Below are 19,488 nucleotides of genomic sequence, written 5' to 3' on the forward strand. Positions count from 1 at the left end.
GAGCATCATAACGTTGCAGTGATGGGTCAGGCGACCATCTGTTCGGCCTTTTTCAGATCGACCGAGACCAACTGGCTGACGCCCTGTTCCTGCATGGTCACGCCAAACAGACGGTCCATCCGCGCCATGGTCACGGCGTGGTGGGTGATGATCAGAAACCGCGTGTCGGTCTGGCGGCACATCTCATCCAGCAGGTCGCAGAACCGCGTGACGTTGGCATCGTCCAGCGGCGCGTCGACCTCATCCAGCACACAAATCGGTGCAGGATTGGCGAGAAATACGCCAAAGATCAGCGCCGTAGCCGTCAGAGTCTGTTCCCCACCCGACAGCAGGCTGAGGGTCGACAACTTTTTGCCCGGCGGCTGACACATGATCTCAAGCCCGGCATCCAACGGGTCATCGCTTTCGACCATGACCAGATTGGCCTCACCACCACCGAACAGATGCTTGAACAACATGGCAAAGTTGGAGTTCACCTGTTCAAACGCGGTCAGTAGCCGTTCGCGCCCTTCTCGGTTGAGACTGGCAATGCCACTACGGAGGGCTTTAATCGCCTCTTCCAAATCCGCCTTTTCGCCGTTCAGGGTGTCAAACTCTTCCTGAACTTCCTTGGCATCTTCTTCCGCACGTAGGTTCACGGCACCCATCGCGTCGCGCTGGCGCTTGTGCCGGTTTACCTCGGCTTCCAACGCGTCCGCCGCAGGCATTTGATCGGGGTTCACATCCAACTGGTTTAACAACTGGTTCGGGGTCAGTTGCTGATCCTCGGCAATCCGTTCCGCCGTGGCTGTCACGCTTTCCCTTGCGGCGTCGCAGCGCGCCTCGGCCGCTGCACGGGATTCGCGCGCTTCCGATGCCTGACGTTCCGCATCACGCTCGGCCAACGCCACCTCACGATGCTGAGTTTCCGCTTCGGCCAGCTTGTCAGCGGCCTCGGCACGGCGGGCTTCGGCCGTCTCGATCAGTTCGTTCAGTTCTTCGCGGGCTTCGGCGATCTCGCCCGGTGCGGCCATTGCCTCGGACAGTTCCTCTTCCGAACCTTCCTTGCGTTCGGCCAGTTCCGAAATCCGCTTTTCGGCCGTTTCCAGACGATGTTTCCAACCGCTGAGATCCTTGGTGACCTCTTGTGAGCGGCGGGTGCGGGACTCACCCTCGCGGCGCAGCTCATCATGGGTCGAGCGGTGGGTCAGCATGGTGATCCGTGCGGCCTCAACCGTTTGCTTGATATCCTCGACTTGCGCGCGGGCAGTATCGAGATCGCCCAAGTCGGTCAACGCCCCCTCGGCCTCGCGCAGCTGCGCGCGCGCGGACATGGCATCTTCTTTGTGGCGGTCCACAGCCAGCGACAGAGTTTCAAGCTTACCTTGCGCCAGGTTGCGGTCAGCTTCGGCTCGGCTGAGCGCGCGGGCGGTTTCGGCCATGCGCTGATCGGCGGCGCGGCGGGCATCACGGGCACGGCGGTCCGCTTCAGTGACGTCTGCCAATTGCTGCGACAACGCCTCGTGCGCGGCGCGGGCGCCGTCGGCCTGTGCCTCGGTGCGGGTCAGCTCCTGTTTGAGCGCTTCCAGCTTGTTGAGCTGCTCCAGCCGAAGGGCAGCGGCACTTGGCGCATCCTCGGCCCACGCGCGAAACCCGTCCCAACGCCACAGATCACCGGATCGAGACACCAAACGTTGCCCCGGCTTCAGCGAAGTCTGTAACCGCGCGCCCTGATCCGCATCAACCAGACCAATCTGTGCGATCCGGCGGCTTAGGCGATCCGGGCCGGACACATGCAATGCCAGCGGTTCTACCTCATCCGGCAAATGCTGATCGGCATCGTAGCCTGCCACCTGAACCCAACCCGACGGACCGTCGCCGTCGACCAGCGGTGCTCGCAGATCATCTGCCAGCGCTGCCCCCAACGCCTTTTCATAACCGGGCTCGACGCGAAGCAGGTCCAGTACCTGGCCACCTTCGGCCGTGTCGCGTTCCACCAACTTTGCCAGCGCCGAGGTTTCCGCGCGGATCGCGCCCAATTCGCCCTCGGCTTCAGACCGTTGCGCGCGGGCTTCGGCCTCACGCGCCTGCGTGTCATTGCGCAGCTCATCTGCCGCGGCCAGCGCTTCTTCTGCGGCCTCAGCCGCTTCGCGAGCTTCTTCCTCGCCCTCTTGCGCGGCCTCAAAGGCCTCGCTTGCGTTAGTCAAAGCTTCGCGTGCCTCGTCCACGGCGCTGCGGGCCTTTACCTCTTCGGCCTCGGACCGGGCCAGAGTCTTCCGGCTGTCCTCAACCAGACGCTGCGCCGATTGGTGGCGGGCGACCAGACGGGCCATATCCTCGGTTTCCTGAGACAGATGGTCTTCGCGATCCTGCAGAACCGACGCCGCCTCGCGCGCGATTTCGGCGGCTTCAGCCACCTTATCTTCGTGCCCTTCGGCAGCTTTGGCCAGTTCGCGCGCTTCCCATTCAAGACGTTCGATCATCTGACCAGCGTCGCGATTCAAACCAGTCTCGCGTTCGATATCGTTGCCTAACTGCTGAATACGGTTGGTCAATGTTTCGATGGTCTGACGGGCGCGGGTTTCCTGATCTGACAGCGCATCACGCTGCACCTGCTGACGTTGCAGGACGGCGGCGGCAATGGCCTCTTCTTCGCGCAGCGGCGGCAAGGTCTCTTCGATTTCGGCGCGCTTGGTGGCGGCAGCGCGGGCTTCGGCCTCGGCCCGAGACGCCTCGGTGATCCGTTCGCGCAGTTTTTCTTCGGCCTGCTGGCGGGCCATATCCGCCTCTTTCCAGCGGCGGTAAAGCAGCATGCCCTCGGCTTGGCGCAGTTGCTCGCCAATTTCGCGATAGCGCGCCGCTTGACGGGCCTGACGCGCCAGTTGTGCGAGCTGCGTGCCCAATTGTTCAAGCACGTCATCGACACGTGTCAGGTTGGATTCGGTGCCTTTCAGCTTTAGCTCGGCTTCATGGCGGCGCTGATAGAGACCCGAGATTCCAGCGGCCTCCTCCAGAATACGGCGGCGGGCGCGGGGTTTAGCGTTGATCAGTTCGGCAATACGGTTCTGCCCCACAAGCGCAGGTGAATGCGCCCCGGTCGAAGCATCCGCGAACAGCATCTGCACATCACGCGCCCGCACGTCCTTACCGTTGGTCTTATAGGCGCTGCCTACGTCGCGGGTGATGCGCCGAATAATTTCAAGCTGATCTGAATCATTGAAGCCAGACGGAGCCAGCCGTTCCGAGTTGTCCATAGTCAAGACAACTTCGGCAAAGTTTCGGGCCGGGCGCGTTGCAGCGCCTGCAAAGATCACATCCTCCATCGCGCCACCGCGCATGGATTTGGGGCGGTTCTCTCCCATCACCCAACGCAGCGCTTCCAGAAGATTGGACTTGCCGCACCCATTCGGACCCACCACACCAGTCAACCCATCCGCGATGATCAGATCGGTCGGATCAACAAAGCTTTTGAAGCCGGTGAGTTTGAGTTTGCTGAAGCGCAAAGGCAATGAGTCCCGTGATTCCTATACGAATGAAGTCTGCGCAACGGATAGGGGGTGAGTCAACGCAGTTGCGCAGGATATGGGATATCACCACGACTTATCCACAATATCTTGCCGAAATGCGCAGAAAAACGCGTATCTCAGTAGGGCGAACACTCGAACACCTGAAAGCCGTAGTCGTTCCCGATATCCTCATAGACACCATAATCGACGCATTCGTAGTTCGGTGTCGAGATGGCAGTCAGCAACAGCCGCTCCCCTGCTTCATAGTCACAGCCCAGCACACCGACGGTCACAGCCGCGTCGCCCAAAACATCGAGGATGGGACAGCCCGAGACCTGCGCCATGGCCAAACCTGCCCGATCCTTGATCGGACCCAGACGCGGGGCGTATTGGGTGTTGATCCGCACGGCTTCGGCCAGTTCCCCGCGCACACGCACGTCAAAGACACTGCCGTTCACGGCAATACGTGTTGGAGGGACATCCCGGAAATAAGTGGTGCCGGCCGAACAGGCGGCCAGCACCGATAGGAGGGACAGATACCGGATCATGTAGCCAGCATTGCCCCAATATGGTTAACAGAACCTTTCCGGCGCTCAGGTGCGCAGAACTTCTCCCAAACGGCGAATGCCCTCGCCGATCGTGGCCTCATCCGAATTCGAAAAGCTCAACCGGATCGTATTGGCCCCGGTTTCGTCCGGAAAGAACGCCTGACCGGGAACAAAGGCTACCTTCACCGTCTCAAGCGCCTTGGCCAGCAGATCGGCCCCGCTGAGGCCCTTGGGCAAAGTCAGCCAGATGAACATGCCGCCTTCGGGCTTTGTCCACTCGACACCAACAGGCATATGATCCTGCAACGCGGTCAGCATCGCATCACGGCGTGCTCCGTAAACACGGCGCAGCATGGGTATATGCTTGTCAAAGCAGGCCCGCGCCACTTCGTTGATGGCCATTTGGTTGATGGTAGCAGAATGCAGGTCAGCCGCCTGTTTCATCAACACCAGTTGCAAGATCACCGGCTTGGCCGCCACAACCCAACCCACTCGCAAGCCCGGAGCCAGGGTTTTCGAGAAGCTGCCGCAATAGATCGTCCTGCAGTTTTCGATCGACCCCTTGCGCGCCAGTTCCAGCGCCAGAACCGGCGGGATCGCGTCCCCGTCATAGCGCAATGCCTGATAGGCACCGTCTTCGATCACAGCGCAGTTCAATCCATCTGCCAATTCCAGCAAGGCCTCGCGGCCGCGCAAGTCTACGGTTTCTCCGGTCGGGTTGGCGAAATCGGGTGATAGATAAGCGAATTTGACCGCCCCCTCACCTGCCGCAGCGGCATATTCCGCAGCCCCACGATTACCGTTGATACTCAACCGGTCAAAACGCGGCTCATAGGCGTTGAACGCAGCCAAGGCCCCTAGATAAGTAGGCCAGCCGACCAGCGCGGTATCCCCCGGTGACAGGTACAGTTTGCCCAGATAATCCAGTGCTTGTTGTGAGCCCGAGGTGATCAGGATGTTATCCAGCCCACACTCGATCCCGATCTGACGCATGTTCTCGACCAGCCATTCTCGCAGCGGAACATAGCCTTCGCTGACGGAATACTGCAGCGCCTGTGCCTGACTGTCAGTCGCCAGCGCGTTTTGGAACGCTGTGGCAAACCCATCCGCCGGAAACAAGGCCGGGTCCGGAATTCCACCCGCAAAGGAAATGATGCCCGGCTGATCCAACAGCTTGAGCAATTCGCGTATCTCGGACGCCTTCATTCGGGACGTCCGTGTGGCAAACAGATCTTTCGTCGACATCGGTATCCTCCGCTATCTCGACTGTTAGCCTAGGCATGACACGATTAATGTCAATAGTTCTGACCTAAAGTTTCAGTTCAGGTACGCGCACGTTCTTGAACCAGACAAAAATACATGGTCATATGAATTGACCAATTTTGGAATAAACCTGCATGCCCTTTCAAAAAGTCCAGACCGAGAAGCTGTCCCTCGCAGTAGTGAAACAGATCGAACTGCTGATCCTGCGCGGCATCCTGCAGCCTGGTGAACGCCTTCCGGCCGAGCGTGAATTGGCAGAACGGCTGGGCGTGTCACGCCCCTCGCTACGCGAAGCGATCTCAGAGTTGCAGGATCAGGGGCTGCTGACCGCCAAGGCCGGGTCCGGCATCTATGTGGCCGAGGTTCTGGGTTCCGCATTTTCCCCTGCGCTTGTGCGTCTGTTCGGTAGCCACGAAGAGGCGGTGTTCGACTTTCTTGCCTTCCGCTGTGATTTGGAAGGCTTGGCCGCCGAACGAGCAGCGCGCCTTGGATCGGACAGCGATTTGAAGGTCGTGCAGGCGATTTTCGACAAGATGCAGGCCGCTCATGCGCGCAATGCCACTCAGGATGAGGCGCAGTTGGACGCGCAGTTCCACATGGCCATCATCGAAGCCAGCCATAACGTGGTGATGCTGCATATGATGCGGTCGATGTATGACCTGCTTCAACAAGGCGTGTTCTACAACCGGCAGATGATGTTTCAGCAGCACACCACCCGCGGGGCTATTCTAGACCAACATCGCGCAATCAACACAGCCTTGCAGGCGCGCGACCCCGAAGCTGCGCGCGACGCGATCCATCAGCATCTGAACTACGTCCAACGGTGTATGGAAGATCACCAGAAAGCACAGCGCAACGAAGCCATAGCCCAGCAACGCCTGCAGCATGAGAACGGTCAGTCCTAAAAAACGCCAAAAATCTAGGGGCTTTCAAAGCTGTTCAACTCTGAACACGAAAAATTCATAGTTTATTATGCATTTTCTGTTGCTTATTCACTGGATACTTACGCGCAACGAAACCAAGTAGACAGGCAAGTCGCGAACCATACCTTTCGCTGCAACTCTGGTGGCTCATATGATCCTTTTCAAACCCGGCCAGCGCCCAAAAACGAATCCCTGCCTGATCGTCGCGAGTAACGGCAGATCTGGCAGTACGCTCATGTTTGACGCTTTATGGAAGGCGCAAAAACGGCGGCGATTGTGGCCTAGACCTAAAGCGTTTTTTGAAATGGATTTGGCCCAGGCTGAGTTGTATCCAGGTAGCCTTGTCAAAACCCACGATTTCCCCGACGGGCTGAGCAGGCGAGATGACGTCAAAGTCCTGTTTTGCTATGGCCCAACAAAGGCCTCGGCGCTATCGGTCTATTCCGCGCTCGGTCGCTATGGCCGCGACTGGATCAACCAGCATTTTGCGCATCTTCACGCCGAAGGAACCTTTGAAGATCTGTTCAAATTTGATGTCCTCAATCAAGCAGAACAGATGAGGCAATGGGCTACTTTCGAAAACGTACCTGTCCTGTGCCTGAGCTACGACGCCATTTGGCGCAGACAAAGCGAGGTCGCCGATTTTTTTGAACTGAACTTTACTCTTCCGGAAAGATCAGAACGCTCCAGGAAATCCATACCTGACGAGATTCTCGAGCAAGCCTCAGCTGTGTACGACCCAATCGACGCCGTATTGAGTGACCTGCCGGAAATGTTTGTTGCTTCGCCCAAATACGCGGACATTCTAAACCGGTTGCCCGCGCTACGTGCGGCGGCCTGATTATTGCCTTGCGGCCAATAAAAAACCCGGCTCTCAGGCCGGGTTTTTCCATTTCGTCGTGTAGCGATCTTAGTGCAGTTTTTCGCCCACATCGGCAATTGCAGCGTCGATCAACTTGTTCGCCTGTGTCGCCGTCATCTGTTTGGCCAGAACCGCATTGGCCGCCGAGACAGCCACGGAAATGGCCTGATCACGGACCTCCTTTACAGCCGAAGCTTCGGCCGAAGCGATCTGGTCCTGCGCAGCAGCCAGACGGCGTTCAATGGACTTCTCCAGATCGGCCTTGGCCTGCTCGGCCGCCAGAGCGGCATCGTCTTTCGCAGCAGCCACAATCGCGTCTGCCTGCGTCTGAACTTCGCGTTGCTTACGCTCGTACGACGCCAGCAGAGTGCGTGCTTCTTCGTGCAGAGCGCGGGCTTCGTCCAGTTCGGACTTGATGCCTTCGGCACGGTTGTCCAGCGCCCCACCGATCATGCCTGGTACCTTGAAGTAGAACAGGACCGCGATGAATACGAGGAAGCCCAACGTGACGACGAAGTCAGTGTTGCCAAGCGAGAAGAACGGGCCGCTTGCGGCCAGCGCGGGGCTGGCTGCGCCGACGGTCAGGATAAGGGCAAGAGTGTTCCGCATGTCACTTATCCTTTCGATTGCGCGTCTACAGCACTGGTGATGGCTTTGGCATCCGCCTCGCCGCCCAGCGCAGTAACCAGTTCAGCCGCCGTATCCTTGGCAACCACTTGAATGCTTTCCAGCGCACCGGCACGGATTTCGGCAATTGCCTTTTCCGATTCAGCCGCCTTTGCAGCGATTTCAGCATCCGCCTTGGCAATCGCGTCATCCAAGCCAGACTGGATTTCGGCGCGGGCTTCCGCTGCGATACGCTGTGCCTCAGAACGGGCATCGGCCAGCGCTTTGTTATAGGCCTCTTCGGCCTCGACCGCCTTGGCCTTCAGATCTTCGGCCGCAGCCAGGTCATTTGTAATGGTCCCCTGACGTTCAGCCAGGATTGCCGCGATGCGGGGCAGAGCCACGCGGGACAGGACCAGAAAGATGACGACCAGCGTAATGACCAGCCAGAAAATCTGGTTGGGGAACCAATCGAAGCAAAGCTGCGGCATACCGATGGCCGACCCATAAGAGTCAACGCAGGTGCCAGCTACCTCTTCTGTAAGGGGTTCAGTCGCCATGATATCCTCCGTCGGAAACTTGTCTTTACAACAGGTGGGCCGCTATGGCTTGGACCCACCTGCGCGTAAGGATCAGGTTCCGCAGATTATACGGCGAACATCAGCAGCAGCGAGACCAGGAATGCGAAGATCCCCAGGGCTTCTGCGAACGCGATACCGATGAACAGGGTTGCGGTCTGCGAAGCAGCCGCCGAAGGGTTGCGCAGGGCGCCGGCCAGGAAGTTGCCTGCAACGTTGCCAACCCCGATTGCGGCTGCGCCGGAACCGATTGCTGCCAAGCCTGCGCCGATGTGTGCGAGATCGCCTTCCATGATGTATCTCCTTACGAATTGGAAGTTTCGATGTTGGGGTATCAGACCTTAGTGCGAAGGATGCAGCGCATCTTTCAGGTAAACACAGGTCAGAATGGTGAATACGTACGCCTGGATAAAGGACACAAGGACCTCAAGGCCGTACATTGCGGTGATCGCCAGAACGGACACGGGCGAGATCGCGGCGATTGCAGCAAAGCCTGCAAACACTTTGATAACAGCGTGGCCAGCCATGACGTTACCGGCAAGACGAATGGAGTGGCTGACCGGGCGTACGAAGTACGAGATCAGCTCGATGATCGCCAGAACCGGGCGCAGGGCCAGCGGAGCGCTTGAGACCCAGAACAGACCCAGGAAACCTGCGCCGTTCTTTACAAAGCCCAGCACGGTCACGGTCAGGAAGACCGACAGCGCCAGCGGGATGGTCACGGCGAAATGCGATGTGGTGGTGAAGGACATGGGGATCATGCCCAGGAAGTTCGCGCAGACGATGAACATGAACAGGGTCATGACATATGGGAAGTACTTTACGCCTTCCTTGCCGCAGATGTCTTCCAGCATTTTGTAGATAAAGCCATAGGCCAGTTCGGCCACCGACTGCATCCGGGTCGGAACAATCGCGCGCTTTGAGGTGCTGAGCACCAGCAGGCCAAAGATCGCCGCAATCGCCAGGAACAGCCACAGGGTCACGTTGGTGGGCGTGTACCAGGCAATCGCACCGTCGCCGAACAACGGCTTAACGATGAACTGATCCATCGGGTGGAAAACCAGGCTGCTGCCTTCTGCTGCGGTGGTCTCAGTTGCCACGTTCAGTCCCTCTCGTCCTTCTCGGCCGCCTCAGCTGCCGCTTGTTTCTCTTGAACCTCTTTGGCGCTGCGGAGCATTACTTTTACTCCGGCGACAAGGCCCAGCAATGTGAACAGCACCAGAAAGATCGGGATTGTCCCGAGCAGGCTGTCCAGCCCGTATCCGATGCCAAATCCGATCCCCAGACCGGATACCATTTCGATGACCATCCTCCAGGCAAGCTCGCCCCCGGACACGTCAGCATCTGCACGGGGCTTAGGCGCTTTGGCCTTTTTCGCCGCTTCGATCTTGGCCTCCAGCTGCGCCATACGCTGCTTTTGGTCATCATCGGTCACGGGCAAATCCCTCGCTCAGTCTTGGGTAGGGTGCTAAGGGGCTGAGGGCACAGAGTCAACGGCATATAAGTCGCACCAAATTTTACGTTAAGAATTTGATTCTTATACTAAAAAATCCAAGTGCAGATGAGTATCTTCCGATGCAAAACAGACGAGTTGGGCAAATTCACCTGAATCCGCATATTCAACCTTTTGGTTGATCTTTGTGCCCACATAAGTAGCTTGCGCAGAATGTTGGCGCCAAATCCGCTTTGGTAAGCACCGCCAAGCTCGGGCCAAACGACAGAAGAAATGAAATTGCCTCTGCGCTCTCAAGGGTGTCACCTTTGAAACAAGATGCGCCTGAGAATATGAGGGCAGAGAATGAGCGATGTGGTTTGGCTGAGCAATATGCACCGCAATCCTTCCACGACTTACGGCTATCGGCCGGTAGGGTTTCCGGATGTCCCAAGGCCGCCGAGGGACAATGAAATTGGTATTGCATTTGACGCTCTTATAGAGCGGCAAGAAAGCCACTTACCCATCGAAGATCATGCGCTGCCAAAACAGCTCTATGCTGTCAAACGATGGGCCGATCACAAACGACCGAAACGCGATATCTTGAGTGCTGGTGGGCTACTGGTTGTGTCATCTGCATCTGCTGATGTCTTGCGGGCCCACAATATGGGTGCATCAAGGTTGGTGCCCGTAGATCTTTTGCATCCAGATCAGAAAACCGAACTGGCTGGAGATTGGTTTTACCTAGTGTTGGGGGATGGGAAGCCTTGTTTTAAGGGAGAGCTATCCAGAGGTGTTAGGCCGCTCGGAAGAAAGAAAGAAGTGTTCATGGTCAGAAATGCCGATCATGTCAGCGATGGGGATTTGGTGTTTTCCAAGACAGTTTTAGCAGGGCCAGACATATGGTTTGATCCAGCAATATTCTTCGCCCCGATCTTGAGTGATCGCCTCGCCACCGCTCTGAAGGCTGCGAAAGTGGCAAAGGACTGGGATTTGTTACGTTGCAGAGTGATTTCGGACTAAAGCCATGTCAAACGACCTCGATACCGTCTTCGCAGCCCTCGCCGACCCCACCCGCCGCGCCATCCTTGCGATGCTGCTTGAGGACGATATGGCCGTGACCGATGTGGCCGAACCTTTCGAGATGTCGCTGGCCGCAATCTCGAAACATCTGGTGATCCTGACCAAGGCCGGGCTGATCAGCCAGGAGAAACGCGGACGGGTGAAGTGGTGTAAGCTGGAACCTGACGCCCTGCGTGCGACCTCAATCTGGATGCAAGGGTTCGGACAGTTCGAGCCAGTCAATTTGGACGCGTTCGAGCGGTTTCTTGAAACCGAACTGCCCGCGAGTAATGATCCTTAGATCACCCTAGCGTACCACAAACACTGAAACCTTGGCGTGGTTGGCCAGATATCCAGCATGGCTCGAGAAGATATAGTCGGTGATCCGCGGTGCATGAGTTCCGACAACAATCAGGTCGGCACCAATATCCTCGGCAGCACGCATCAAATCACCGTCGACCTCGGCCGCCACATCGACTGAATGGATATTGCGGCATGCGACCTCCGCCCCGCTTTTTTTGGCAAGTTGATCTGCGAAAGCATGCAAATCTTCGTTCACGGACGCGTCCGTCTGAACCGGATCACCAGGTTGAGTTCCAGTTACACTGACGACCGTAATCTTTGCACTTTGCCACTTGGCAACCTCGGCCGCGACGTCGGCAGCCTTTCGGACCTCGGGCGGAAGGTGCAGGTCAACCGGGAACATGATGTGAGTGTACATGGCAAAGTCCTCCTCGACCCAAAGGATAGAGAATTTCGCATATGTTGGCCTTGATCTGCCTCAACCACTGGCTTTGACCGCCGAGACTAACCTTCCTGACTGTATTCTACGCCAGTGATGACGCCGAACGGATCAGACAGGCACAACCACGGCGCCTGCGCCTCTGCAACGGATAGAGATGTCACCGATCCTGTTGGCTCAGTCCGGGTAGAAATGGCCGTCACGTCTTGGGGGCGGACCCCCGTTTCGGCCGAAACCAACGCCTCGCAACTGCCTTGCAAATCCGATTCCGAGACGGCGTTGTTGGGGGATGGTTGCGTACAGGCGGACAAACCCACCGCCACGATCAGATAAAATGCTGGTCTCATTGGTTTTTACCCATGTTTTGCCTGCGACCAACGCTGGCACAATCTGACATGATTGCAAGCGTCATTCGGGTACAGGCTTGGTTGCGGCGCGCGGTTGATCCTCGGCTTTCAAAAGCAGCACAAGCGCCACGACGGTCAGGATTGCGCCGACGAACACCAGCAAGGCAGGCGGTTGCTGACCCAGTGCAACCTCCCACAGGATCACCCAGCTGGGGGTCAGGTAGGTGTACGCCATTACCTTGGCCGAGGGCAGACGAAGCGTTGCGAATTGCACCAGAACAAAGCTGGCCGCAGTGGCAAAGATCGAGACATAGAGCAGCCCAACCCAGACGATCATTGGCAGATTGGCCCAGTCTGTCGCGCGGATCTCGGACCAGCCATACAGCGTCAGCAACACGCAGCCCGCAACCAGAGTGCCAAAGGTGAATACCACTGCCGGCTCACCCCGGTTCAGCTTGCGCACCATGGGTGTATAGATCGCGTGCATGACGCAGCCCCAGAAATAGATGATCTCTCCACTACCGATCTCGAATGCCAAGAATGCTCGCCAGTCGGCCCGGAATATGACCCAAAGCGCGCCAACTGCACCAACCGATAGGGCCAGCGCCATTCTGGGCGTCGTGACCTGTCGCAACAACACCCACCCTGCAATCGCCGACATCACCGGGGTTAGCGTGAATACCGCCGCCGCGCTCACCGGGGGTGCGGTTTTCAGCCCGTGGAACATCAACACGAAATAGCTGGCGAACAATCCGCCCAACACTAAATAGCGCCAAGGCGCCTGTGCCGCACCGCGAGGCAGACCGGTCGTCATCATTGCCGCGACCCCGATCACTACCGATGCAATCAGAAAGCGCGCCGCCGTTATCGCTTCGGGCGCGATCTGGTTGGCGATCATCGATCCCAGCGAGAAGCTACCCGCCACCAGAGCCGAAAACACTAGCATGGCCAGATGGCCCTGGGCCTGGGAACTCACGCTGACCAGCCTTTGGATTGCTCTTTCAAGTAGGTCAGAAAGCTCTGAACCTTTGTTGTGCGGTGAAGGTCCACATGGGTTACAAGCCATAGATTCCCGTACCATTCGGGCAACGGGTCTATTACCTCGATCAGATTTGGGTCACGGGCTGCCTCCCAACGGGCCATGAAACCGATCCCCGCCCCCGACAAGACTGCCTCACGGATGCAGAAGTTATTGGTACAGCGAAAGGTGATGTTTTCGGCAGGCACGGTTTTGCGCAACCAATGCGCAAATGGAGCCCGACTGTTCTCATCGTCTGCACTGACGAAAAAATGGTTGTCCAGATCATCCACACCCTTGGGCTGACCGTAACGCTCTACATAAGACGTGCTGGCATAAAGGCCGACTTCCTGAGTGACAAAGGGCTGCACCACATTGTCCGGTTGATCCGGGGCCGAGCCAGCGCGAATGGCAACATGCGCTTCACCATATTCCAGGCGGAACAGGCGATCACCAGTCAGGTAGCGCACGATCAAACCCGGATGCAGGCGTTGGAATTCGCTCAGTACTGGCACCACCAAGGGGGCCAGTGACGACAGCGAGGTCACGACCAACTCTCCCGAGACATCGTCCCCGCGCCCTTTCATCCGTCCCACCAGTTGGTTGAATTGATCCTCGGTCGCCTGCGCCACGCGCAGAAGATCATCCCCGGCTTCGGTCGGCGTATAGCCACGCGCATGGCGCTGGAACAGTTTGACACCCAGCCGCGCCTCAATCGCGTCGATATGGCGGATCACTGTGGCGTGGTGCACGCCCAGCACCTCGGCCGCGCCGCTGACAGTGCCCATGCGGGCGACCTGATAGGCGGTTCTCACTTCATCCCAATTGTCCACGGCATCACCTTAAATGTGCAAATTCCAACAATTAGTGTTGATATATCCGGGTTTTGTTCATCCGCGCAACATCCATATTGGCCGCAGACGTGAAATCCTATCAGAAGGACTAAGTGAAATGACCAAGACCATCCTGCATATTGACGCCTCGGCCCGCCGCGAAGGTTCGGCCACCCGTGAACTGTCCAACCGCGTTGTCAGGCATCTGGGCGCAGCACGCATCATCCGCCGCGATCTGGCCTCCCCCCTGCCCCTGCTGACCGAAGATTGGATCAACGCCAACTTCACCCCCGCCGATCAACGCAATGACACACAGCGCGAACATCTGGCCCTGTCGGACGCATTGGTGGGTGAGTTGCAACAGGCCGACACCATCGTCATTGGTCTGCCGATCTATAACTTTTCGGTGCCTGCCGCGTTCAAGGCCTGGATTGATCTGGTGGCCCGCGTCGGCCTGACATTTTCTTATACCGAGAACGGCCCCCAGGGATTGCTGACTGACAAACGAGTGGTTCTGGCCATCGCCTCGGGCGGCACTGCCGTCGGTTCCGAGATCGATTTCGCCACCAACTATGTACGTCACGTATTGGGCTTTATCGGCATCACCAATGTCGACGTGGTCGCCGCCGACAAGATGGCGCTGGACGCCGAGGCCGCGCTGAGCAATGCCCACAAGGCGGTAACCGAACTGGCGGCCTGATCATCTCTGGTCTTTATACGCCGAAACGTCCAGTCTGCCCTCGAACGGGAATTGGCAGGCTGGACGTTAGACATGAAAAAGATCGGAATTCTGGGCGGAGTGGGCTGGGCTTCGACCGTGGATTACTACCGGGCGATTGCTGAAGGCGCGGGCCGGTATTTTGCCGAACGTGGGCACGGCTCGCCATTGCCGATCCCACCGGTGACCATTGAATCCGTCACGCAGGCCAAAACCCGCGCCCTGCGTGGAGTGGCGGGGGACGAGGCCAGCTGGGCCGGGTTCGACGCCGTCTTCCGCGAGGCCCTATTGACGCTGGAACGTGCGGGCTGCGATTTCGGCATCATCGCCTCGAATACCCCGCATGCAAGGCTGCATGCGATCCGGGAAGGCGTCACAATGCCTATTATCAGCATTTTCGACGCAACCGCTAATACCACCGCCACCACAGGTGCATCGAACGCGCTGGTTCTGGGGACGGCGGTGACAATGCAGGCGACCGACTATGCCGATCGCCTGGCCAAAGAGGGCATCATCGCCAACCACCGCCTGCCCGAAGTCGAGATTGCCGAGATGCAGGCCATGATCGACAGCGATTTCTACGGCGGCGCGTCGGACACTGCCCGCAACCGGCTGCTGACCTTCTGCAACAAACACGCACAGCCCGGCACCGCCATCCTGCTGGCCTGTACCGAGTTACCACTGGCCTTCCCCGACCATCTGGACGATCCGGTTTTCGAGGCCGACGGGCATCTGTTCATCAACCCGTCCGCCGCGCATGTCGAGGCTGCACTTAAAGAGGCGCTGGAGGGCTGATCAGGGTAGCCAGGTCACTTCGCAGCCGATCCGGTCAAAGAACGCCATCAGGTCGGCGCGCGTCATCGCCACAGTCCGATCGTTGACCAGTGGGTGCATGTTGATCACGTCTGAATTATGCGCCGCGCCATCCATGAAGAACCTCACATTGTTCTCAACGCCGTTGATCATCGCCAGCGGGCTGACCGCGCCGGGGCGGATACCGAGGTTCTGCATCAACCGGTCTGCCGAACCAAAAGACAGTTTTCCCACGCCCAACTCTGCACCCAGCGCCTTTAGGTCAATCTCGCGACTCTGTTCCAGCGTCACCAGGTAGTTCCGCTTTTTCTTGTCGCGCAGATAGAGGTTCTTGAGCCGCAGGGTGTTTTCGCCAGGCACCAGAAACTGATCCTCAACCCCTCTTGCATCCTCGACCGTGCGCAACGGGATATGACTGTGCAGACGGTAAGCCAGCCCCCAATCGTCCAGTTGCGCCAAAAGCGCATCGGAGCTGAGCGGCAATGTATCCTGATAAGCAGATGATGCGTCCATGAGATCCTCCTCGTGTGACGCGCTCATCGCGCAATGCACACGCAAATTCAAGCCACGACAGGCACAGCGTTCGATGTTAGCGTGCCGCCATGAAAATCACGCGCAAAACACCGAACCAACTGATCCTGTCCGATACCCCATGGTTCATCGGCATCACGCTCGTCTTTTTTATTCTGATCTTTGTCGGTCTCGGTCTCTTCTTGATGACCGAGGGGGGCGAGGCAATCCTGTTCGGCCTGATATTCGCGCTCGGCGGCGGCGGATTGGGATTTGGGGCGTTCTGCGCCTTTGTACGGCGCGTTCAGGTCATTCTGGACCGGGATAAAGACAGCATCATAATCCGCAGGCAGTCGGTTTTTGGCTATGTTGCCGTCGAACACGAGCTTTCGAACCTGTCCCATGCCGAGGTTGAAAGCACGATTTCGCGCAGCAACAAGGGCTCATCGACGCTTTATCGCCCCGTACTCATATTGAACAAGGGTATGAGCGCGGGCCGGCACCCCATCGTCGAGGCCTATTCCAGCGGGCCCGGTGCGCAACGACTGGTGGATGCGGTCAATGACTGGCTTCCGGCGCACAAGGTTGACTCTGCCAGCCAATCGGCCTAAATCGCCGCCAACATCCGGAAGCATCTGATCTTCCGGTCCCTTGAGTCGTTCAGGGATCGCCCCCCACCAGCGAGTTTCGCCCGTGGGGGCAATTGTGTATTTAACCGGTGTTTCTTATCTGAGAAATGCCACCAGATAACCGGCTAAGGAGGCCGAAGGCATGTTTGAAAATCTATCCGAACGCCTCTCTGGCGTCTTTGACCGGCTGACCAAACAGGGTGCCCTGTCCGAAGAAGACGTCAAAACCGCCCTGCGTGAGGTTCGGGTTGCGCTGCTCGAGGCCGACGTCTCACTGCCGGTTGCCCGTGAATTCGTAAAGAAAGTTCAAAGCCAGGCCACCGGTCAGGCGGTCACCAAGTCGATTACTCCCGGTCAGCAGGTCGTCAAGATCGTACATGACACGCTGGTCGACGTGCTGCGCGGCGAGGAAGATCCCGGCAAGCTGAAGATCGACAACCCACCTGCACCGATCCTGATGGTCGGTCTGCAGGGCTCGGGTAAGACGACCACCACCGGTAAGCTGGCCAAACGCCTGAAGGAAAAAGAGGGCAAAAAGGTCCTGATGGCCTCACTAGACGTCTATCGCCCGGCGGCGATGGATCAGCTGGCGGTGCTGGGTACGCAGGTTGGTGTCGACACCTTGCCGATTGTCCCCGGCCAGAAACCGGTTGATATTGCCAAGCGCGCCAAGCAACAGGCGACGCTGGGTGGTTACGACGTCTACATGCTCGACACTGCGGGCCGTCTGCACATCGACGAAGTCCTGATGGACGAAGTCGAACAGGTTCGCAATGCGGTGGACCCGCGCGAGACCTTGCTGGTCGTCGATGGTCTGACCGGTCAGGTCGCCGTTGAGGTGGCCGAGGAGTTCGACGCCAAGGTCGGCATCTCGGGCGTGGTTCTGACCCGGATGGACGGTGACGGTCGCGGCGGTGCAGCTCTGTCGATGCGCGCGGTCACCGGCAAGCCGATCCGTTTTGTCGGTCTGGGCGAGAAGATGGACGCGCTCGAAACCTTTGAGCCGGATCGGATCGCCGGTCGTATTCTGGGCATGGGCGACATCGTTGCCCTGGTCGAAAAAGCCCAGGAAACGATGGAGATGGAACAGACCGAGCGCATGATGAAGCGCATGGTCAAAGGTCAGTTCAACATGAACGACCTGAAAATGCAGCTGGAGCAGATGATCCAGATGGGCGGCATGCAGGGCATGATGGGCATGATGCCGGGCATGAGCAAGATGGCCAAACAGGTCGAAGAGGCCGGCATGGATGACAAGGTGCTCAAGCGCCAGATTGCCATGATCCAGTCCATGACCAAGCGCGAACGCGCCAACCCGCAGTTGTTGCAAGCCAGCCGCAAGAAACGCATCGCGGCGGGTTCGGGCATGGAGGTCAGCGACCTCAACAAGCTGCTCAAGATGCACCGGCAGATGTCGGATATGATGAAAAAGATGGGCAAGATGGGCAAAGGCAAAATGCTGAAACAGGCCATGAAAGGCATGTTCGGCAAAGGCGGTCCATCGCCCGAAGAAATGGCCGCTGGCATGGACCCCAAAGCGCTGGAACAAGCGGCCAAGGCGATGGGCAAGATGCCCGGCGGTATGCCTGGAATGGGCGGCGGCATGGCCCTGCCGCCGGGCCTCAGCGGTTTTGGAAAGAAAAAGTGACGCCAGCACGCTGCACCCAGCCCCCGTCCGGAAAGGCGGCGATGGCAGCAGCGCAGTATCGCGCGGCCCTGCCGGTCCTTAAGACCCGGCGGCTGGATCTGCGCGCGCCCACGTTGGACGACCTGTCGGTGTGGACTTCGATCTGCAAGGAGAGCTTTGGCGACACCGATCAGGACGCCTGGACCGAGTTCTCCTACTACACCTCTGGCTGGCTATTGCACGGACATGGTCTGTTCACCGTCACACTGAAAGAGGATGCACGGGTCATTGGCTTTGTCATTCTGGGTCTCGAATGGGACGATCAGGAGCCCGAGCTTGGTTACCTGTTCCGCGCAGATCACAGACTGCAGGGTTACGCCAGCGAGGCATGTTCCGCTGTTCGCGATTTCGGGTTTGACCTGTTGGGAGCGGGGCAATTCGTAAGCTATGTATCGGCTTCAAATGCCCGTTCGAATGCGTTGGCACAGCGTCTGGGTGCATCGCGCGACGCAGTTGCCGAACGTACATTTGATGCAGACCAGCATGTCTGGCGCTATGGCGAGGTGCCGGCATGAAACTTGCTCTAGCCATACCGACTCTGGAAACCGAGCGCCTGATCCTGCGCGCACCAGCCGAAGCTGATCTGGACGCGGACGCCGCGTTCTTTGCCAGCGATGCCGCACAATATGTTGGTGGGCCTCTGCGTCGGGACGAAGTGTGGCGGATCATTGCCATGCATTTTGGTCATTGGGCTCTGCGTGGTTATGGATATTGGAGCGTCGACGAAAAAGACACTGGCACCTATGTCGGGCGGATCGGCCTTTGGTTCCCCGAAGGTTGGCCGGAACCCGAGGTTGGCTGGACATTGCTGAACCACGCAATTGGCAAGGGCTATGCGACCGAGGCCGCCTTGGCCGCGCGCGCGCATGCCTATGACATTTTGGGCTGGGACACGGCGATTTCGCTGATCGACCCGGAAAACCACGCCAGCAAGGCCGTGGCCAAGCGGCTGGGCGCCAAGCTCGACTACCACTACGAACACCCGAAATTCGGCGCGACCGAGATCTGGCGCCACCCTGCCCCCGCCGATCTGGTAAATGGCGGCATGGAGGCCTACGCATGACCCACATCGCTTTGCCCGCAAAGAGGAACGGCCAATGACCAACCCCGTGACACAGGCTGCCGCTCTGTTGAAAGAGCATCGCGAAAGCATCGACCGGCTGGACGCAATCCTTGTCTATACGCTGGGCGAGCGGTTTAAGCACACGCAGGCCGTTGGCAAGCTCAAGGCAGAACACGACCTTCCCCCGTCCGATCCCTCGCGCGAGGCTGCGCAGATCGCTCGGCTAGAAGACCTGGCGAAACAGGCCGATCTGGACCCCGACTTCGCCAAGGCTTTCCTGAACTTCATCATTCAGGAAGTCATCCGACACCACAAGAAACACCAGAATTAACCGGAAACGATCCCGGTAAACGCCATCCAAAGGAGATA

Annotated in this window: 24 protein-coding genes; 11 read left to right on the forward strand and 13 right to left on the reverse strand. The window is 58.3% G+C overall.

Annotated features, from left to right (window positions below; translation table 11 throughout):
* Positions 1-26: 26 nt before the first annotated feature.
* The 3 genes from ACR0DT_RS23055 to ACR0DT_RS23065 form a co-directional block, all read right to left on the reverse strand.
* The gene (locus tag ACR0DT_RS23055) at positions 27-3,482 is read right to left on the reverse strand and encodes a chromosome segregation SMC family protein (protein WP_480713011.1); all 3,456 of its coding nucleotides are present in this window, start codon (positions 3,480-3,482) and stop codon (positions 27-29) included.
* 140 nt (positions 3,483-3,622) lie between these two features.
* Positions 3,623-4,033 carry a hypothetical protein gene (locus ACR0DT_RS23060; RefSeq protein WP_480713012.1) on the reverse strand — a complete coding sequence of 137 codons (411 nt, stop codon included), beginning with the start codon at positions 4,031-4,033 and terminating at the stop codon, positions 3,623-3,625.
* A 45-nt stretch (positions 4,034-4,078) separates the two neighbouring features.
* Positions 4,079-5,278, reverse strand: a complete 1,200-nt coding sequence (locus ACR0DT_RS23065) for an aminotransferase-like domain-containing protein (RefSeq protein ID WP_480713013.1) — start codon at positions 5,276-5,278, stop codon at positions 4,079-4,081.
* Positions 5,279-5,430: 152 nt separating this feature from the next.
* Between ACR0DT_RS23065 and ACR0DT_RS23070 the strand changes: the two genes are divergently transcribed.
* Positions 5,431-6,201 carry a FadR/GntR family transcriptional regulator gene (locus ACR0DT_RS23070; protein ID WP_480713014.1) on the forward strand — a complete coding sequence of 257 codons (771 nt, stop codon included), beginning with the start codon at positions 5,431-5,433 and terminating at the stop codon, positions 6,199-6,201.
* Between the two features lie 169 nt (positions 6,202-6,370).
* Entirely contained in the window at positions 6,371-7,060 is a 690-nt protein-coding gene (locus ACR0DT_RS23075; RefSeq protein ID WP_480713015.1) for a hypothetical protein, read from the forward strand.
* Positions 7,061-7,129: 69 nt separating this feature from the next.
* Here the strand turns inward: ACR0DT_RS23075 and ACR0DT_RS23080 are convergent, their stop codons facing one another.
* The 5 genes from ACR0DT_RS23080 to ACR0DT_RS23100 all read right to left on the reverse strand — a co-directional run bounded on the left by ACR0DT_RS23080 (position 7,130) and on the right by ACR0DT_RS23100 (position 9,700).
* Positions 7,130-7,690, reverse strand: a complete 561-nt coding sequence (locus ACR0DT_RS23080; protein ID WP_480713016.1) for a F0F1 ATP synthase subunit B — start codon at positions 7,688-7,690, stop codon at positions 7,130-7,132.
* A gap of 5 nt (positions 7,691-7,695) precedes the next feature.
* Positions 7,696-8,247 carry a F0F1 ATP synthase subunit B' gene (locus tag ACR0DT_RS23085; protein ID WP_480713017.1) on the reverse strand — a complete coding sequence of 184 codons (552 nt, stop codon included), beginning with the start codon at positions 8,245-8,247 and terminating at the stop codon, positions 7,696-7,698.
* A gap of 86 nt (positions 8,248-8,333) precedes the next feature.
* Positions 8,334-8,558, reverse strand: coding sequence for a F0F1 ATP synthase subunit C (locus ACR0DT_RS23090; RefSeq protein ID WP_005981269.1), 225 nt, complete (start codon positions 8,556-8,558; stop codon positions 8,334-8,336).
* A 48-nt stretch (positions 8,559-8,606) separates the two neighbouring features.
* The gene (locus ACR0DT_RS23095) at positions 8,607-9,365 is read right to left on the reverse strand and encodes a F0F1 ATP synthase subunit A (protein WP_480713018.1); all 759 of its coding nucleotides are present in this window, start codon (positions 9,363-9,365) and stop codon (positions 8,607-8,609) included.
* 2 nt (positions 9,366-9,367) lie between these two features.
* Positions 9,368-9,700 (reverse strand): AtpZ/AtpI family protein, encoded by a 333-nt coding sequence (locus ACR0DT_RS23100; RefSeq protein ID WP_480430820.1) that lies wholly within the window; start codon positions 9,698-9,700, stop codon positions 9,368-9,370.
* 363 nt (positions 9,701-10,063) lie between these two features.
* Here ACR0DT_RS23100 and ACR0DT_RS23105 point away from each other — a divergent pair, with 363 nt between their 5' ends.
* Positions 10,064-10,720 (forward strand): hypothetical protein, encoded by a 657-nt coding sequence (locus tag ACR0DT_RS23105; protein WP_480713019.1) that lies wholly within the window; start codon positions 10,064-10,066, stop codon positions 10,718-10,720.
* Between the two features lie 4 nt (positions 10,721-10,724).
* The gene (locus ACR0DT_RS23110) at positions 10,725-11,060 is read left to right on the forward strand and encodes an ArsR/SmtB family transcription factor (RefSeq protein ID WP_480713020.1); all 336 of its coding nucleotides are present in this window, start codon (positions 10,725-10,727) and stop codon (positions 11,058-11,060) included.
* A 6-nt stretch (positions 11,061-11,066) separates the two neighbouring features.
* Here the strand turns inward: ACR0DT_RS23110 and ACR0DT_RS23115 are convergent, their stop codons facing one another.
* From ACR0DT_RS23115 to ACR0DT_RS23130, 4 genes are all read right to left on the reverse strand, one after another.
* A complete protein-coding gene (locus ACR0DT_RS23115) occupies positions 11,067-11,480 on the reverse strand; it encodes a universal stress protein (protein WP_480713021.1) in 414 nt (137 codons plus the stop codon).
* Between the two features lie 86 nt (positions 11,481-11,566).
* Complete coding sequence (locus ACR0DT_RS23120; protein ID WP_480713022.1) at positions 11,567-11,848, reverse strand: hypothetical protein; 282 nt, start codon at positions 11,846-11,848, stop codon at positions 11,567-11,569.
* A gap of 61 nt (positions 11,849-11,909) precedes the next feature.
* On the reverse strand, positions 11,910-12,824 hold the full coding sequence (locus tag ACR0DT_RS23125) for a DMT family transporter (RefSeq protein ID WP_480713023.1): 915 nt from the start codon (positions 12,822-12,824) through the stop codon (positions 11,910-11,912).
* The gene (locus tag ACR0DT_RS23130) at positions 12,821-13,699 is read right to left on the reverse strand and encodes a LysR family transcriptional regulator (protein ID WP_480713024.1); all 879 of its coding nucleotides are present in this window, start codon (positions 13,697-13,699) and stop codon (positions 12,821-12,823) included. The genes ACR0DT_RS23125 and ACR0DT_RS23130 overlap by 4 nt, the downstream gene beginning before the upstream one ends.
* Before the next feature lie 118 nt (positions 13,700-13,817).
* Between ACR0DT_RS23130 and ACR0DT_RS23135 the strand changes: the two genes are divergently transcribed.
* Positions 13,818-14,399, forward strand: a complete 582-nt coding sequence (locus ACR0DT_RS23135) for an FMN-dependent NADH-azoreductase (protein WP_480713025.1) — start codon at positions 13,818-13,820, stop codon at positions 14,397-14,399.
* Positions 14,400-14,471: 72 nt separating this feature from the next.
* Positions 14,472-15,212 (forward strand): aspartate/glutamate racemase family protein, encoded by a 741-nt coding sequence (locus ACR0DT_RS23140; protein WP_480713026.1) that lies wholly within the window; start codon positions 14,472-14,474, stop codon positions 15,210-15,212.
* Here ACR0DT_RS23140 and ACR0DT_RS23145 read toward each other — a convergent pair whose 3' ends face one another.
* Positions 15,213-15,743: a prolyl-tRNA synthetase associated domain-containing protein gene (locus ACR0DT_RS23145; RefSeq protein WP_480713027.1), complete on the reverse strand. Its 531-nt coding sequence runs from the start codon at positions 15,741-15,743 to the stop codon at positions 15,213-15,215.
* Positions 15,744-15,832: 89 nt separating this feature from the next.
* On the opposite strand from ACR0DT_RS23145, the gene ACR0DT_RS23150 reads away from it, so the two are divergent.
* From ACR0DT_RS23150 to ACR0DT_RS23170, 5 genes are all read left to right on the forward strand, one after another.
* Positions 15,833-16,351 (forward strand): hypothetical protein, encoded by a 519-nt coding sequence (locus ACR0DT_RS23150; RefSeq protein ID WP_480713028.1) that lies wholly within the window; start codon positions 15,833-15,835, stop codon positions 16,349-16,351.
* 160 nt (positions 16,352-16,511) lie between these two features.
* Positions 16,512-18,017: a signal recognition particle protein gene (gene ffh / locus ACR0DT_RS23155; RefSeq protein ID WP_480713029.1), complete on the forward strand. Its 1,506-nt coding sequence runs from the start codon at positions 16,512-16,514 to the stop codon at positions 18,015-18,017.
* 41 nt (positions 18,018-18,058) lie between these two features.
* Complete coding sequence (locus ACR0DT_RS23160) at positions 18,059-18,571, forward strand: GNAT family N-acetyltransferase (protein WP_480713030.1); 513 nt, start codon at positions 18,059-18,061, stop codon at positions 18,569-18,571.
* Positions 18,568-19,119, forward strand: a complete 552-nt coding sequence (locus ACR0DT_RS23165; RefSeq protein WP_480713031.1) for a GNAT family N-acetyltransferase — start codon at positions 18,568-18,570, stop codon at positions 19,117-19,119. Before ACR0DT_RS23160 ends, ACR0DT_RS23165 begins: the two co-directional genes overlap by 4 nt.
* Before the next feature lie 34 nt (positions 19,120-19,153).
* The gene (locus ACR0DT_RS23170; protein WP_480713032.1) at positions 19,154-19,450 is read left to right on the forward strand and encodes a chorismate mutase; all 297 of its coding nucleotides are present in this window, start codon (positions 19,154-19,156) and stop codon (positions 19,448-19,450) included.
* The last annotated feature ends 38 nt before the right edge of the window (positions 19,451-19,488 follow it).

This window comes from Ruegeria sp. BI11 (assembly GCF_056538005.1).

What these genes read in the sequence shown, in the direction of transcription:
- ACR0DT_RS23060 (WP_480713012.1), bottom strand. Translation starts at nt 4,033, where the DNA reads ATGATCCGGTATCTGTCCCTCCTATCGGTGCTGGCCGCCTGTTCGGCC.
- ACR0DT_RS23065 (WP_480713013.1), bottom strand. Translation starts at nt 5,278, where the DNA reads ATGTCGACGAAAGATCTGTTTGCCACACGGACGTCCCGAATGAAGGCG.
- ACR0DT_RS23070 (WP_480713014.1), top strand. Translation starts at nt 5,431, where the DNA reads ATGCCCTTTCAAAAAGTCCAGACCGAGAAGCTGTCCCTCGCAGTAGTG.
- ACR0DT_RS23075 (WP_480713015.1), top strand. Translation starts at nt 6,371, where the DNA reads ATGATCCTTTTCAAACCCGGCCAGCGCCCAAAAACGAATCCCTGCCTG.
- ACR0DT_RS23080 (WP_480713016.1), bottom strand. Translation starts at nt 7,690, where the DNA reads ATGCGGAACACTCTTGCCCTTATCCTGACCGTCGGCGCAGCCAGCCCC.
- ACR0DT_RS23085 (WP_480713017.1), bottom strand. Translation starts at nt 8,247, where the DNA reads ATGGCGACTGAACCCCTTACAGAAGAGGTAGCTGGCACCTGCGTTGAC.
- ACR0DT_RS23090 (WP_005981269.1), bottom strand. Translation starts at nt 8,558, where the DNA reads ATGGAAGGCGATCTCGCACACATCGGCGCAGGCTTGGCAGCAATCGGT.
- ACR0DT_RS23105 (WP_480713019.1), top strand. Translation starts at nt 10,064, where the DNA reads ATGAGCGATGTGGTTTGGCTGAGCAATATGCACCGCAATCCTTCCACG.
- ACR0DT_RS23110 (WP_480713020.1), top strand. Translation starts at nt 10,725, where the DNA reads ATGTCAAACGACCTCGATACCGTCTTCGCAGCCCTCGCCGACCCCACC.
- ACR0DT_RS23115 (WP_480713021.1), bottom strand. Translation starts at nt 11,480, where the DNA reads ATGTACACTCACATCATGTTCCCGGTTGACCTGCACCTTCCGCCCGAG.
- ACR0DT_RS23120 (WP_480713022.1), bottom strand. Translation starts at nt 11,848, where the DNA reads ATGAGACCAGCATTTTATCTGATCGTGGCGGTGGGTTTGTCCGCCTGT.
- ACR0DT_RS23135 (WP_480713025.1), top strand. Translation starts at nt 13,818, where the DNA reads ATGACCAAGACCATCCTGCATATTGACGCCTCGGCCCGCCGCGAAGGT.
- ACR0DT_RS23140 (WP_480713026.1), top strand. Translation starts at nt 14,472, where the DNA reads ATGAAAAAGATCGGAATTCTGGGCGGAGTGGGCTGGGCTTCGACCGTG.
- ACR0DT_RS23145 (WP_480713027.1), bottom strand. Translation starts at nt 15,743, where the DNA reads ATGGACGCATCATCTGCTTATCAGGATACATTGCCGCTCAGCTCCGAT.
- ACR0DT_RS23150 (WP_480713028.1), top strand. Translation starts at nt 15,833, where the DNA reads ATGAAAATCACGCGCAAAACACCGAACCAACTGATCCTGTCCGATACC.
- ffh (WP_480713029.1), top strand. Translation starts at nt 16,512, where the DNA reads ATGTTTGAAAATCTATCCGAACGCCTCTCTGGCGTCTTTGACCGGCTG.
- ACR0DT_RS23160 (WP_480713030.1), top strand. Translation starts at nt 18,059, where the DNA reads ATGGCAGCAGCGCAGTATCGCGCGGCCCTGCCGGTCCTTAAGACCCGG.
- ACR0DT_RS23165 (WP_480713031.1), top strand. Translation starts at nt 18,568, where the DNA reads ATGAAACTTGCTCTAGCCATACCGACTCTGGAAACCGAGCGCCTGATC.
- ACR0DT_RS23170 (WP_480713032.1), top strand. Translation starts at nt 19,154, where the DNA reads ATGACCAACCCCGTGACACAGGCTGCCGCTCTGTTGAAAGAGCATCGC.